14 protein-coding genes and 1 pseudogene are annotated in these 12697 nt (G+C 42.7%); 4 read left to right on the forward strand and 11 right to left on the reverse strand.

All coding sequences use genetic code 11. The features are described from left to right. Positions 1–37 precede the first annotated feature (37 nt). Entirely contained in the window at positions 38–1492 is a 1455-nt protein-coding gene (cls, locus tag FIV01_RS06210) for a cardiolipin synthase (RefSeq protein ID WP_152430222.1), read from the reverse strand. Positions 1493–1888: 396 nt separating this feature from the next. On the opposite strand from cls, the gene FIV01_RS06215 reads away from it, so the two are divergent. The 3 genes from FIV01_RS06215 (at position 1889) to FIV01_RS06225 (ending at position 5105) form a co-directional block, all read left to right on the forward strand. Beyond that, on the forward strand, positions 1889–3319 hold the full coding sequence (locus FIV01_RS06215) for a sodium-dependent transporter (protein ID WP_152430223.1): 1431 nt from the start codon (positions 1889–1891) through the stop codon (positions 3317–3319). Between the two features lie 127 nt (positions 3320–3446). After that, positions 3447–4139: a TIGR01621 family pseudouridine synthase gene (locus FIV01_RS06220; protein WP_152430224.1), complete on the forward strand. Its 693-nt coding sequence runs from the start codon at positions 3447–3449 to the stop codon at positions 4137–4139. 15 nt (positions 4140–4154) lie between these two features. Next, positions 4155–5105, forward strand: a complete 951-nt coding sequence (locus FIV01_RS06225) for a class I SAM-dependent methyltransferase (protein WP_152430225.1) — start codon at positions 4155–4157, stop codon at positions 5103–5105. On the opposite strand, the gene FIV01_RS06230 is transcribed toward FIV01_RS06225, so the two are convergent. The 5 genes from FIV01_RS06230 to FIV01_RS06250 form a co-directional block, all read right to left on the reverse strand. Beyond that, complete coding sequence (locus FIV01_RS06230) at positions 5098–5703, reverse strand: CDP-alcohol phosphatidyltransferase family protein (RefSeq protein WP_152430226.1); 606 nt, start codon at positions 5701–5703, stop codon at positions 5098–5100. The genes FIV01_RS06225 and FIV01_RS06230 overlap by 8 nt on opposite strands. Beyond that, the gene (locus tag FIV01_RS06235; protein ID WP_152430227.1) at positions 5696–6343 is read right to left on the reverse strand and encodes an ATP-binding cassette domain-containing protein; all 648 of its coding nucleotides are present in this window, start codon (positions 6341–6343) and stop codon (positions 5696–5698) included. The genes FIV01_RS06230 and FIV01_RS06235 overlap by 8 nt, the downstream gene beginning before the upstream one ends. Then, positions 6309–8015 carry an ABC transporter permease gene (locus FIV01_RS06240; RefSeq protein ID WP_152430228.1) on the reverse strand — a complete coding sequence of 569 codons (1707 nt, stop codon included), beginning with the start codon at positions 8013–8015 and terminating at the stop codon, positions 6309–6311. Before FIV01_RS06240 ends, FIV01_RS06235 begins: the two co-directional genes overlap by 35 nt. 20 nt (positions 8016–8035) lie before the next feature. Beyond that, positions 8036–9178, reverse strand: a complete 1143-nt coding sequence (locus FIV01_RS06245; RefSeq protein WP_152430229.1) for an ABC transporter substrate-binding protein — start codon at positions 9176–9178, stop codon at positions 8036–8038. A gap of 357 nt (positions 9179–9535) precedes the next feature. Continuing rightward, positions 9536–9982: an META domain-containing protein gene (locus FIV01_RS06250; protein ID WP_152430230.1), complete on the reverse strand. Its 447-nt coding sequence runs from the start codon at positions 9980–9982 to the stop codon at positions 9536–9538. Between the two features lie 185 nt (positions 9983–10167). Here FIV01_RS06250 and FIV01_RS06255 point away from each other — a divergent pair, with 185 nt between their 5' ends. After that, positions 10168–10416 (forward strand): DUF1289 domain-containing protein, encoded by a 249-nt coding sequence (locus FIV01_RS06255; protein WP_152430231.1) that lies wholly within the window; start codon positions 10168–10170, stop codon positions 10414–10416. Positions 10417–10446: 30 nt separating this feature from the next. Here FIV01_RS06255 and FIV01_RS06260 read toward each other — a convergent pair whose 3' ends face one another. From FIV01_RS06260 to FIV01_RS06280, 5 genes and pseudogenes are all read right to left on the reverse strand, one after another. Next, positions 10447–10662, reverse strand: coding sequence for a hypothetical protein (locus tag FIV01_RS06260; protein WP_152430232.1), 216 nt, complete (start codon positions 10660–10662; stop codon positions 10447–10449). 391 nt (positions 10663–11053) lie between these two features. After that, positions 11054–11443 carry a GspS/AspS pilotin family protein gene (locus FIV01_RS06265; RefSeq protein ID WP_152430233.1) on the reverse strand — a complete coding sequence of 130 codons (390 nt, stop codon included), beginning with the start codon at positions 11441–11443 and terminating at the stop codon, positions 11054–11056. A gap of 1 nt (position 11444) precedes the next feature. Beyond that, positions 11445–11741 (reverse strand): YciI family protein, encoded by a 297-nt coding sequence (locus tag FIV01_RS06270; protein ID WP_152430234.1) that lies wholly within the window; start codon positions 11739–11741, stop codon positions 11445–11447. Positions 11742–11852: 111 nt separating this feature from the next. Beyond that, positions 11853–12005, reverse strand: a pseudogene (locus tag FIV01_RS06275) (hotdog family protein); the annotation flags it as partial. A 20-nt stretch (positions 12006–12025) separates the two neighbouring features. Continuing rightward, entirely contained in the window at positions 12026–12577 is a 552-nt protein-coding gene (locus tag FIV01_RS06280) for a septation protein A (RefSeq protein ID WP_152430235.1), read from the reverse strand. Positions 12578–12697: the final 120 nt, after the last annotated feature.

The raw sequence follows: 12697 nt of genomic DNA on the forward strand, positions 1-12697 counted from the left end.
TATTGCGTTATCTGTAATTATTTAATGCTATTGATACTTAAAGCAAAGGGCTAAATTGGTAGTAAACATGTTCCAGAAAGCGAGAATAGAGCGAGCGCTTTTGCCAGTCTTTGAATGCCACTTCATGAGAAGATTCGATGTAACTTTGTTGCAAAAGGTGCATTTTTTCAGTGAACGCTTGATCGTCTATTGCAAGCGTTAATTCAAAATTGAGCCAGAGGCTGCGCATGTCCATATTGACGGTGCCAACTAAGCAAAACTCTTGGTCGATCACGACAGATTTGGTGTGCAGCAACCCACCATAGAACTCAAAAATTTTAACCCCAGATTTTAGAAGCTCTGAATAAAACGCTCTTGATGCCCATTGAACCATCAAAGAGTCATTTTTATGGGGGATGATTAACTCAACGATGACACCTCGTTGAGCCGTCAGTTTTAGGGTTTCAAGCAGTCCAGCACTGGGGACAAAATAAGGTGTTGTGATTCGTACTGATCGGTTTGCTTGATTCATCGCTAAGGTGAGTACTTGCGATATTAAATGATCGGGCATTCCCGGACCCGATGGGACTACTTGTATTGGGTGCAACGGATCATCGGCACTTAAACGGGAAACAGGAGGCTGGGGAAGCGAGCGAGATCCGGTTTCGACCTCCCAATCCCAGCAATGTATGGCAGACAATACGTTAACTGTCGGTCCAGTAATTCGCACCATGATATCGATCCATTGGCCAACTCCTGATCCTTGCTTGAAGTAGGCAGGGTCGACCAGATTCATAGAGCCTGTGTACGCGATCTCGTCATCGATGACTATGATTTTGCGATGTTGGCGTAAATCGAGACGGCGCAAAAAAATTCGCCAAGGGCTGACTTCAAGCGCTTGAACTATCTCGATGCCGGCGGATCTCATCATTGCTACCCAGTGACTTTTAAAAAATCTTGGGCTGCCAGCAGAGTCAAGCAGCAGTTTTATTTTTACGCCACGTTTTGCTGCCTGTATCAAGGCAGAGGAAACGGCATCAGCTAAGCCACCGGGATGCCAGATGTAAAACACCATACGAATACTGGTTTGAGCTTGTTCAATATCGTCAATGATGGAATGAAGAATCTGTTCAGGAGAGTCTTGTAATGCGAGGGTGTTGCCGCTCAGAGCTGGTAGCCCGAGACGGTTGTTGCAAAGCTCATCGATACGATAGATATGTCGACCAAAATTCCTTGTGTCGTGCGCATGGCAATCGTTGAGTTTGGTAAACCAATTCGCGAAGGGTTTGAGCATTTCTCTTGCTCTGTCTGCTCTTTTTCTACCCAGGTTCAACTCACCAAATAAGAAATAGCAGAAAACGCCCACAATAGGGATGATATAGATGATCATTAACCAAGCTAGGGAAACACTGACAGCCCGCCTTTGAAAGACAACACGCAGAGTGACGCCTACAACAAGCAACCAATACACAGCGATGCTTGCTAAGGTTAGAAAGTGATAAAACTTTTCCATTCAATTTCTACTTAAATCAATTCATTGGATAAATGCAATAGAAGTTAAATAGTAAAGCGAGTTGCTCTCTACGACAATAAACATTTGTCAACACAGATTTGATTTGCGTAATGTGATCCGTGCTGTGCGTAATTGGGCGTAGCTTTATTAATATGTTAAAGATGTGTTAATACTTAATGTATAAAAAGAAACATATAGTTAAAAAGCAACAATTCAACTGTTCTAAATGTTAATTGTTTATCATTTTTTATACGATGGCCTTTCAATTGTAATTTAGAGCTGCTTTAATTGCCATGTTGTTAGCGCTTCATAAAAACTCTTATAATGTATACAAATGTATACACCCAATTTTTAGCGCCTAACGTATGCAAACACAACTTAATAAATGGAGTAATCGTGGCTACGAGTACAAGTACGCAACCTCGTGATACGTGGGGTTCAAAATTAGGCTTTGTAATGGCAGCTGCAGGCTCTGCGGTTGGTCTGGGCAATATATGGAAGTTTCCTTACACTGCGGGTGAAAGTGGTGGTGGTGCGTTTGTTGCCATATACCTAGTTTTCGTCATCTTTATTGGCTTTAGTGTCATGCTGACGGAGTTCGCCATAGGACGGAAAACAGGCTTGTCTGCGGTTGGAGCGTTTAAATCGACCGATCGCCGTTGGACATTTACTGGTGTGATGGGCGTGGTAAGTGGTCTACTCATCATGGGGTTCTACCCAGTTGTTGGTGGTTGGGCATTAGCCTATATCTTTAAGGTCGGGGGTGGCCTACTGAGTGCCCCGAGTGCCATTGGAGATAGCTTTGGCGGCTTTATCTCAGATCCTATCCAACCCATTATGTGGATGGGCATTTATCTTCTGATGAATGTTGTAATCGTCATGAGAGGGGTTTCAGGTGGTATTGAGAAGGCTGGTAAAGTACTCATGCCACTCCTTTTCGTCATACTGATTATTGTTTCAGTGAAAGGTTTATCCCTTCCTGGAGCGTCTGCTGGACTTAAATTCTTGTTTACTCCAGACTTCTCTAAAGTTGATAGTAGTGTGGTACTTGCCGCTCTAGGACAAGCGTTTTTCTCTCTTAGCCTTGGCATGGGTTGTATGATGACTTACGGCTCTTACCTTAAAAAGAAAGAAAACTTAGTTCAAACAACAGGTATGGTCACTGCAATGGATACCGGTGTGGCTATTTTAGCGGGTATTGCAATGTTCCCTGCTATGTTCGCATTTGGCATGGAGCCTGCTGCAGGCCCAGGTTTGGTCTTCGTTGTTGTACCTCAGCTTTTCGCTGAAATGGGCGGAGCCATTGGTATTCTGCTCGCTTTGCTGTTCTTCATTGGTTTGACGGTTGCGGCACTGACTTCTTCTGTTTCTCTATTGGAAGTGGTTGTCTCTTACCTTATCGATGAAAAAGGTATGAAGCGCTCAACGGCGGTACTTTCAGCAAGTGCTGTGATGTCAGTTCTGTGTGTTTTTGCCTCTCTTTCATTAGGTGGCATAGGTCCAACGCTATTTGGCACGGGTGCGTTTGACATATTTGACTTACTCACAGACAAGATTTTCCTTGCGGTAGGCGGAATGTTGGTGTGTATCTTTGCTGGATGGCGTTTGAGCAAAGCGGATCTAGAGAAAGAAATCACCAACAATGGTGAGGTGCCTTTCCCACTGTTTGGTTTATGGTATAACCTAGTTAAGTACATTATCCCTGTTGCAATCGCCATCGTTGCTATCATGGGTATAAAGTCAGGTTTTGATAGTGGTAAAGGCGCGATCATGCTGCTTGGCATTGGAATCATAGCTATCGCAGGTCTCTTTTCGAAGAAGTTTTGATAGATACTCGACTATATTCCAGATATACAGGGGCCTTGGGCCCCTGTTTTATTATCTCCCCCACCAATTTCTGGAATTAGTAGGCATAACAGGTATACTCATGCCTTCTAATTAGAGTTGCCGTTTTATGTTTGATATTCTTTTTTGTCACTCGGATTTTGTCGTCATCAATAAGCACCCGCAAGTGTCAGTTCACAAGGATGATGGTGATACTATGTTGCTTCAGGAAGTAGCAAGGTCATTAGATGAGAAGCCGTTATATCTAATACATAGATTAGATAAAATGACCTCGGGTATTTTGCTACTAGCGCGCAATAAGCAGGCTGCCAGTGAACTCTCACAGTTATTTGCACAGCGAAAGGTTGCTAAGTTCTATTTGGCAATTGGCAGTAAGAAGCCGAAAAAGAAGCAAGGCCTAGTGAAAGGGGATATGGAACGCTCACGTCGCAGCGCATGGAAGCTAGTGAAAACACAGTCTAATCCTGCTATCACTCAATTCTTTTCGGTCAGTACTGAGCCTGGAGAGCGCCTCTTTATTTGCAAACCCTTTACCGGAAAAACTCATCAAATTCGTGTTGCTCTAAAATCGATAGGCTCACCGATAGTTGGTGATACTATCTATAATCCTTCCAGCCAAGCTAGCAGAGGATACTTGCACGCTTTTGCGATTATGTTTGATTTTCAGGGAGAAAGCTTCCGGTTTGTCTGTGATCCAAGAGACTGTACAAGTAACAAAGAGAAATGGCACCAAACAAGTGTAAGTGAAGGTATACAAACTTGGCTCTCTCCTTGGGACTTGCCATGGCCACCGATAAAATAACAACAGGATTTTTGTATGCAGGTTTCAAAGCTGCCCATTTTCTTTTCTCATGTCAGTGATGCACTATACAATGCACCCGATGAAGTTAGGCGTTTGTTTCATGGCAGAGGCCGTGTTTACCCCGGACTTGAGCAGATAACGTGCGATTGGGTAGACAGTCAGCTTTTAATTAATGTATTTAAACCCGTTGAGGAAGCGTTCATCGAGGCGCTAAAAGCGGGTATTGATACCTTATCTCAAACTGACTCATGGTGCGCGAAGGGGGTAACTTGCGCAGCTATTCAGCATCGTTATCTTGATGGTGCTCCTTTGGAAGTGGTGTTTGGTGAACTCAATGACAAGCCTATCGTGATCGAGTCAGGTTTGAAATATCAGTTGAACATTGGCCGAAATCAAAACTTTGGTTTGTTTCTCGATATGCGCTTGGGACGAGACTGGGTTAAGAGTCATGCGAGCAATAAAAGAGTACTCAACCTGTTTTCTTATACCTGCGGCTTCTCAGTTGCCGCGATTGAAGGAGGTGCAACGCAGGTAGTGAATGTTGACATGGCGAGAGCCTCTTTAAATAAAGGTCGAGATAATCACAGACTTAATGGCCAAAACCTTAGTCAAGTGAAGTTTTTGGCTTATGACATATTTAAATCATGGGGGAAAATCAGAAAATTAGGCCCCTATGACTTAGTCGTTATCGACCCGCCCTCGTTTCAAAAAGGCAGCTTTGCTCTGAGCAAAGATTATATTCGAATTTTACGCCGCCTCCCTGAGTTACTTGCTGAAAGGGGCAAAGTATTAGCTTGTGTTAACTCACCACAAGTCAGTGGCGATTTCTTGATCACCAGTATGCAAGAAGCGGCGCCGCAGATCGGTTATCAGTCTCGCCTTGATAATCCAGCGGAGTTTTCAGACATTGACAGTGATGCAGCCCTTAAGGTTATGCTGTTTGAGCACCACCCTGAGACTACTTAAGAGTTTGAAAGCCGGAGTAGATACGAGTTACGGTTGTAAACCAGCACGCAATACCGAACACAACGGCAATAATAGCGAAGTACTGAGGCACTAGGCACATGGCAACAAAACAAGCGATTGTCTCAGTGCCTTCCGTTAGCCCACTCATGTAATACAGCGATTTGTTTTTATAGATTGGATTTTCAATCCCTCTTTTACTTGCCATGACGGCAAACGCGAGAAAACTAGATCCTGTGCCGATAAAAGAAAAAATCAGAAATGCCCCTGCCACGGCGTTTTGTTCTGGATTGGCGACGACAAACCCAAATGGTATTAGAGAGTAGAATAGGAAATCTAAGCTGATATCGAGAAAACCGCCAGCGTCAGTGATCCCTTGTCGCCTTGCTAATGCTCCATCTAAACCATCACACAGTCGATTGAGGAGTATCAGAATTAAAGCCAAATCATAGTGCGTAAAATATAATGCGGGGAAGGCAAGCACACCTATTCCAAAGCCAAAAAGAGTGGTTTGGTTGGCAGTTACTCCTAGCTTATCTATTCCGGCGGCCAATAAAGCGAGTGGAGAGCGAATGATTTTTATACTGAATCTATCAAGCATTGCAAAGACTCCATGGCCAGGTAAACACTCGTCCATGTTTCGGCACGTCGTCCTCATCATGTGTTACCATAATGGTTGGAATATTCGCTTGAGCGAGCTGTTCCATGACCCAGTCGCGAAATTGCGTTCTGAGCGCTTTGTCCAACTTACTAAAGGGTTCGTCTAGCAACGCAAGATCAGGTTTCGCAAGAAGCATTCTGACCAAACTAATTCGGGCGCGTTGGCCTCCTGATATCTGATCAGGAAAAGACTCTGCCAAGGATGTAAGCTCGACTTTGCTGAGTGCTGATAGCGCTTCCTGATACCTTTGCTCACCTTTAACATGGTTTGGAAGGGCAAATGCGAGGTTTTGCCAGATATTTAAGTGCGGAAACAAAAGATCATCTTGAAACAAAATGCCGACTTTTCTTTTGTGTGGTTCAAGTGCATCCAGATCTCGTCCGTTGAGCTTGATATGACCTGAATGATTAAATTCAGGACCTAAGTGGCCAGCAATTAAACTTAGCAATGTAGACTTTCCGCACCCACTTGGGCCCATTAAGCAGATCACTTCGTTTGTAGAGGCCGAAAATGTTATGTCTGATAACAGTGTTTCGCCATTATTTTTATAGATGGCGATGTTTTCTAATGACAGCGTCATGTGAAACGGTATCCCTTTTGGTCTTTCTACGGTATCTACGACGCCCTGCGAATGCACTCATTCCAATAGCCGTCGCGAAGAAAATAAATGGCAGTAACGCCTGCCAAATGGCATAAATAGCGGTGACTCGCCTGTCAAAGCCGCTCGACAAAGCTACGGCTTCTGTGGTTATGGTTGTGATTCGACCCCCACCCAACATGAGAGTCGGTAAATATTGCGCTAAGCTGACACTGGCACCGACCGCCCAAGCGTACCAAATGGCGGGCAGTAACAATTTTACCTTCACTTTGAAAAAAACCATGAGAGGCTTTTGGCCCAAACTTAGTGCGACTTTACTAAATTGATGGTTATAACTATGCCAAGGACCATCTAAAGCCAAATAAATGAGGGGGAATGCGAAGAATACATGTGACCAGATTACCCATAGATAGTAGCTGCTGTCTGACAAATACAAGCTAGCTACCTGAATGCCATATAAGATAGAAAGCTGGGGAATCAGCATAGGTAAAGCAATAATATATTTGGGTAAATGTATTTTAAACTTGAGTCGACACTCGTGTGCAAATACGGCGAGTATTAAGCCGATACATGCTGTCATGGCCGCAATAGCAAGACTTTGCCCGATGGTTGACAGGACATTGTCCCATTCATTGGTCCAAAATCTCAGACTATAACGAGATGGAAGTAAATCTGGGAAACGCCAGCGTTGAGCGAAACTCCAAATGATCATCAGAGGCAGCATAACCCCGGCTAAGATTACTGAAAAAGTAAATACAGTTTTACCAGGTAGACTTGTGCCATGTCGCCCAGAAAACTGCCAATTTCCCAAAGGTCCTAAAACGACTTTTTCTATTAAAACAACCAATGCTAATAACAAACTTGCCATGCACAAGAGCATTACAGCACCAGTTGCCGCTCGTGGGATGAGGGAGAGATCTGGGTCACTAAACCATTGCCATACTAAAACGGCAAGTGTAGGAGGATTGGTTGGACCAAGGATTAAACTTAAGTCAACGACAGATACGCCGTAAGCAATCACAGCAAACAGAGCGAAGCGCATTTTGACTAGCCACTGAGGTAAAATGGCTTTCCACCACGTTTGTACCGGTGAATAACCAAGCGAAGTACTGACCTTATGGACTCTATCTACGCTTAGTTGATGTAAAACAGGAATGCTCATCAAAAGGAGAAAAGGTACTTCTTTTAATGTTAGCGCTATTGTTAAGCCCAGCGCATAAAGGTCATGAACCAACCAAGCTGAGTTTTGTGTATCTGGCGTGAAAGCCGTGATTTCTACTAAAACGCGTGCCAGTATGCCTGTCGGGGCAAAAAGAAACGCAAAACCGATCGCAAACGCAACATGAGGCATGGCAAGTAGCGGAGCAAGGAGAGTTTCAACTTTTGACCAATGCCTACCTAACCATAACTTTTGTAAAATCGCAAAGCAGATAAAACATGAGAGATAGGTACTGACAATAGCACTAAATAGGGTGAGTAGTATCGATTTATGGATCCCTGGCCAAGAAAAGAAATTTGTGTAATGGGATAGTGACCAATCGAATAGTCCAACTGGTGGAACGTATCCGAATGATGAGAGCATAACACCGACTAGCCCAGGGACAGTCGGCACTATGCAAATAAGGATTAATGCTAAATATGCGGCTCTATACATTTGGCTATATCAGTGCAGCTCTAGTTACCGTAGCGTTTTTGCCACTCATTCTCCAACGCGGTTTGCCAGCTAGGATGTGGTTCAGCAATCGACTTAAATAGAGAGGTTTTGTTAGCACTTCCAGTTAAGAACTGGTTGTCTAGGACTGATGGATCCCCCCATACAGAGATATCACCTTTTCGAGACTGCGCCTCAGAGCTTAGCAAAAAATTAATAGCGATAAGCGCGCCTTCTTTGGCATTTGCATTCCACGGAATAGCCAAAAAATGGATATTAGAAAGCGCACCTGCATCCATTGCATAAACGGCGGTCGTCTTGGCTAAATTGCCACTGGTTTGAGAAGAATAGACAGAGTTTGGGTTGAAGGTGATGGCAAGATCCAGTTGGCCGTCATCAAGCAACTGTACGGTTTCTGCCGCGCTTGCGGGAAATTGTTGCCCTTTACGCCACGCAACATTGTGAAATTCATCTAAATATTTCCATAACGAACTAGTTACTGCATTAAAATCGACCTTATCAACTGGCTGTGATAGTGAAGGGTCATTGTTGGTTAGTTCGATAAGTAAGGCTTTTAGGAAGCTTGTGCCATGAAAAGCAGGTGGCTTGGGGTAGCTTAATCGATTTGGAAATGCTTTTGCATAGCTAAGTAGTTCATTGAAAGATGTGGGAGGATTGTTTAACTTGACCTTATCATGGATAAAGACGAGCTGGCCTACTCCCCATGGAGCTTCAAGTCCCTCTGTAGGCTCTGAAAAATCGCTATCGACAGGAAGTGACTTGTTCACTTTTTCCCAGTTTGGTAGGCGTTCAACGAAAGGGCCAAATAATAATTGGTTTTTTTTCATAGATTTGAAGTTTTCACCATTGATCCAGACCAAATCGACGCTTCCTTGGGTGTTTTTTTCGGCCGCTTTTTCCGCTATCAAACGAGAGGTCGTTTCAGCGATATCAGACACTTTTACATGTTTGAGTGTCACACCATATTCTTTTTGTAGCCTTCTATTTGCCCATCTAAGGTAGTTGTTAATTTCTTGGCTACCTCCCCAAGCATGAAAGTAAACAGTTTGTCCGTTTGCTTTTTGCGTTACGTCTTGCCAACTGGTTTCTGCCATCAGGTTTAGAGAGAAAAATAAAATAGAGAAAAGTGTGATCAGCTTTGTCATGATGGTCCTTTAAAAAATCTTATTCCCGACGCCTTGATAGACCGTTCTATCCGTCGCTTTCATTCATTATGACGGAAAAAATTTATTTTTTTTAACTATTTGAGATAAGCGAAGGAAAAACAACCAGTCTTGCTCAAAGCTGGTTGATTGCTGGTCGTTGAACTTTGCTCGCGATAGAGTATTCTCACAAATCTATGGAAAGTTGGTGTATCTCTTGGCTTCTACCTAAATATTCAGTGTCTCAATGAACAGGGTAAGCCATAAAAGTGAGATTAAATTCAGAAGGTTTAGAGTCGGATATAAAAAACCCTTATGAACAGGAAGAGCATAAGGGCTTGAGTTAGGGGTGTTTAAAACTTATTTTTTCCAGTCTTTGAGCTTGAAAGTGAGAGTGTGTGTCTCGTTCATTAATACCAAGCTGTCTTCAGTCAGAGTGATATCACTCCATTGTGACAATGTTTTAGAAAATGTTTGCTCAAGGTTCATCGATTCGCCGATACACATTTTCATCGTCATACCCATTTTGGCGATGCGCAACTGATTATTTTTTAGCTCTGTTTGGCCAAAGAAATTATTGCAGCCAGCGTTGCCATTTGCCATTAGCTTTTCACCAATTTCTAGGCGTGGCTTTTTATGCCCTTCGCCTGAAGGTATCATTTCACCATCAACACTAACTAGTTCCCAATTATGATGCTGAAGATCTTGGGCTGTAATTTGTTTTTCGTCGCTACCATTGCTCGCACATGCTGTCATCATAATAGGGAGAGCAACAGCAGCAAGTAATGTTTTTGGACTAAACTTCATAGTAGGAAACTCCGGAATATAAATACCTTTATCGACATTTAGACGATTTTTATGCCTCAAAGTATAGGTGAAAATGCTTAGGTTTTGTCAGTCTAGAGTCATGGTTTATTTATCATTTCGTAGTGTAATATGCTGAGCGGTTGATCGTACAACCTAGCGCAATAAACCTGTACAGAGAGGATATTATGGAACAGTTAGAACTTTTTTCTGTGCCGAGTCCTTGTGTTGGAGTGTGCACCATGGATGACAAGGGGTATTGCAAAGGCTGCATGCGCAAGCGAGAAGAGCGCTTCAATTGGTTATCGTTTTCGCCAGCAGAGCAGCTACATATCATAAAGCTTTGTCGTCAACGTTACAGGCGAAGATTGGCAAACAGTAGTGAAGAACAAGAAGTGACAACGTCACTAACCGATCCCCAGCAAGAGCTGTTTTAGCGTGCCACCATGTTTGGTCTACAGGCGTTTCTATTCCCAGTCATCACTGACCCAACCACCAATATTTTCATCGAAATGGTTACCATGAAACCTATGAGGATGCTCTTTCTGATTTTGAGGGTTGGACTTGCTGTCGAGAAGCTCATGGATATAGCTCGCCATAGGGTCATGACACTCTAACCTTTCTTTCTTTGTTGCAATCTCTTTTATTAACTGTAAACGGTAGGAGTTGCTTGCGCGTTTCATTGGCGGCACCTGTCGTTGCTCTCACACTCAAACATTAGGAGTAGGAAAGTTAGTCGTCAACACTGAAAAATCGTGGAAAGTTATGGATTACTTTTGAGTCAATATTCATTTAGCTCATCGTCTAATGACAATATTGTTGACTAACTTGTACTTAGATAATTAGACCAATGTAGGGAGTGCTTTTTCTGCCATAAAAAGTTCATAAAACAATCGATGGAATCATGTTTATCTGTGACCATGTCACTAGGAATTTTAGAAAAACACCTTGAAGAAAGGATTAAAATGATGGTGCTGCATAGAGTAAAGGAGAGTCATTACAGTAATGATTCTCCTTTCTTGACATGTTGGGGCTGCAGCTATCGAAGCCCCACTTTAGAGTATGAAAAGGTGATTACTTGGCCTGACATGTTTGCTTTGAGACAATTTGGTCAACCATTAACTGGCCTCTAGTATTGCGCATTTTTATTCTGTAGGTTAGGCCTACATCCAAGTTATCTTTAGTTTCGTCATCGCTGCAGTAACTCTGAATGCTAGTCTTGAGCACATGTTGGATTGGTATTGCTTTTGGGGCATCCTGATTGTAAACCATCATTATTTCTATCATAGTCCCCTTAGAATTGGCTCTTAAGATAGAAAGTGGACCTACCTCCATTGGAAGCTCTGCAGCGATTACGCTGGCTCTGCTTTGAGCTAACATCTCAAGCTGACGTTGTTCTCCTGAAGAGGAGCATCCAGCAACTATTGAGGTTGCTAGTATTCCGAGGATAATTTTGAATTTCATTTTAGAACACTTTTTTGTACGGCTTAATTGTCACCTGTTTATAAACACCAGCATCAACGTATGGGTCTGCATCTGCCCAGTCTTGCGCTTGTTGGAGTGATTCAAATTCTGCAATAACGGTTGAACCTGAGAAACCAGCTTCACCTGGGTCATTCGAGTCTATCGCTGGCATAGGGCCAGCCGTGAGGAGACGGCCTTCGTCTTGAAGCTTTTGTAAACGAGCTAAATGAGCAGGTCGAACGCCCAATCTTTTTTCGAGCGAATTTTCAACATCTTGAGAAAAAATTACGTACCACATATTGCTGTCCTCATATTTAAATTTGTTGAGAGGCTTTGCCTAAAACCTTTTAAGCCTAACTGTACAGAATGTAACAGCTTTTAAAAGAGGATCTGACAATAAACTGTGAATTTAGTTCTGTTCGATTGCACGAGGTCTGCTTTCTGTATCTATCGCAACATAGTTAAATGTTGCATCACAGACCATGAAGCGTTCTCCTACGCCATGCTCTTTTACGGGCTTTACCCATACTTCTAAGTCGATATTCATCGAACTTCTTCCGATTATATCAATTCACTATGAGACTAGTCACCAGGATTCGACTCGGATTTTTGTTTTGGTAAATGTTTGTATATATAAACACCAGTAATGACGGTAAAACCGAAGGTTGCAGCTAATAGTCCAAATACTTTGAAATTGACCCACACATCAAGGGGAAGTTTGTATGCGATATAAATGTTGAGGCCCGCACAAAATGAAAAGAATACAACCCAAGCCCAAGTTACTTTTGCCCATACAGGGTCGGGGAGACTAATCTCTTTGCCTAGCATCCCTTTAATTGCCGATTTACCTATGGCATGACTGATGGCAAGACCAAGAGCAAAAACCACATATACTATCGTTACTTTCCATTTGATGAAGTTATCATCGTGAAAGATAATCGTCATGCCGCCAAACAAAGCAACCATGACGAAAGTAATTAATTGCATTTTCTCAACTTTTCTATATAGCAAGTAAGTGAGTATGACCTGAACTGCTGTGGCAATAATTAGCGCTCCAGTCGCAACATATATGTCTTGCATCTTATAAAGCACAAAAAAGATAATCAGCGGGATAAAATCTAATAGTTGTTTCATTGCAAATATCTAAAGTTTCAACATTAGAGACAGTTTAACTAAATATGGGCGATGAAAATAGGCCTTGGAAGCATTATGAGGCAAACTTGTTGGAACTTGGGTAAATGTTTAGTGAAGGGC

It is taken from the genome of Vibrio aquimaris (assembly GCF_009363415.1).
Classification (GTDB): domain Bacteria; phylum Pseudomonadota; class Gammaproteobacteria; order Enterobacterales; family Vibrionaceae; genus Vibrio; species Vibrio aquimaris.

What these genes read in the sequence shown, in the direction of transcription:
- FIV01_RS06225 (WP_152430225.1), top strand. Translation starts at nt 4,155, where the DNA reads ATGCAGGTTTCAAAGCTGCCCATTTTCTTTTCTCATGTCAGTGATGCA.
- FIV01_RS06250 (WP_152430230.1), bottom strand. Translation starts at nt 9,982, where the DNA reads ATGAAGTTTAGTCCAAAAACATTACTTGCTGCTGTTGCTCTCCCTATT.
- FIV01_RS06230 (WP_152430226.1), bottom strand. Translation starts at nt 5,703, where the DNA reads ATGCTTGATAGATTCAGTATAAAAATCATTCGCTCTCCACTCGCTTTA.
- cls (WP_152430222.1), bottom strand. Translation starts at nt 1,492, where the DNA reads ATGGAAAAGTTTTATCACTTTCTAACCTTAGCAAGCATCGCTGTGTAT.
- FIV01_RS06265 (WP_152430233.1), bottom strand. Translation starts at nt 11,443, where the DNA reads ATGAAATTCAAAATTATCCTCGGAATACTAGCAACCTCAATAGTTGCT.
- FIV01_RS06270 (WP_152430234.1), bottom strand. Translation starts at nt 11,741, where the DNA reads ATGTGGTACGTAATTTTTTCTCAAGATGTTGAAAATTCGCTCGAAAAA.
- FIV01_RS06280 (WP_152430235.1), bottom strand. Translation starts at nt 12,577, where the DNA reads ATGAAACAACTATTAGATTTTATCCCGCTGATTATCTTTTTTGTGCTT.
- FIV01_RS06235 (WP_152430227.1), bottom strand. Translation starts at nt 6,343, where the DNA reads ATGACGCTGTCATTAGAAAACATCGCCATCTATAAAAATAATGGCGAA.
- FIV01_RS06220 (WP_152430224.1), top strand. Translation starts at nt 3,447, where the DNA reads ATGTTTGATATTCTTTTTTGTCACTCGGATTTTGTCGTCATCAATAAG.
- FIV01_RS06260 (WP_152430232.1), bottom strand. Translation starts at nt 10,662, where the DNA reads ATGAAACGCGCAAGCAACTCCTACCGTTTACAGTTAATAAAAGAGATT.
- FIV01_RS06255 (WP_152430231.1), top strand. Translation starts at nt 10,168, where the DNA reads ATGGAACAGTTAGAACTTTTTTCTGTGCCGAGTCCTTGTGTTGGAGTG.
- FIV01_RS06245 (WP_152430229.1), bottom strand. Translation starts at nt 9,178, where the DNA reads ATGACAAAGCTGATCACACTTTTCTCTATTTTATTTTTCTCTCTAAAC.
- FIV01_RS06240 (WP_152430228.1), bottom strand. Translation starts at nt 8,015, where the DNA reads ATGTATAGAGCCGCATATTTAGCATTAATCCTTATTTGCATAGTGCCG.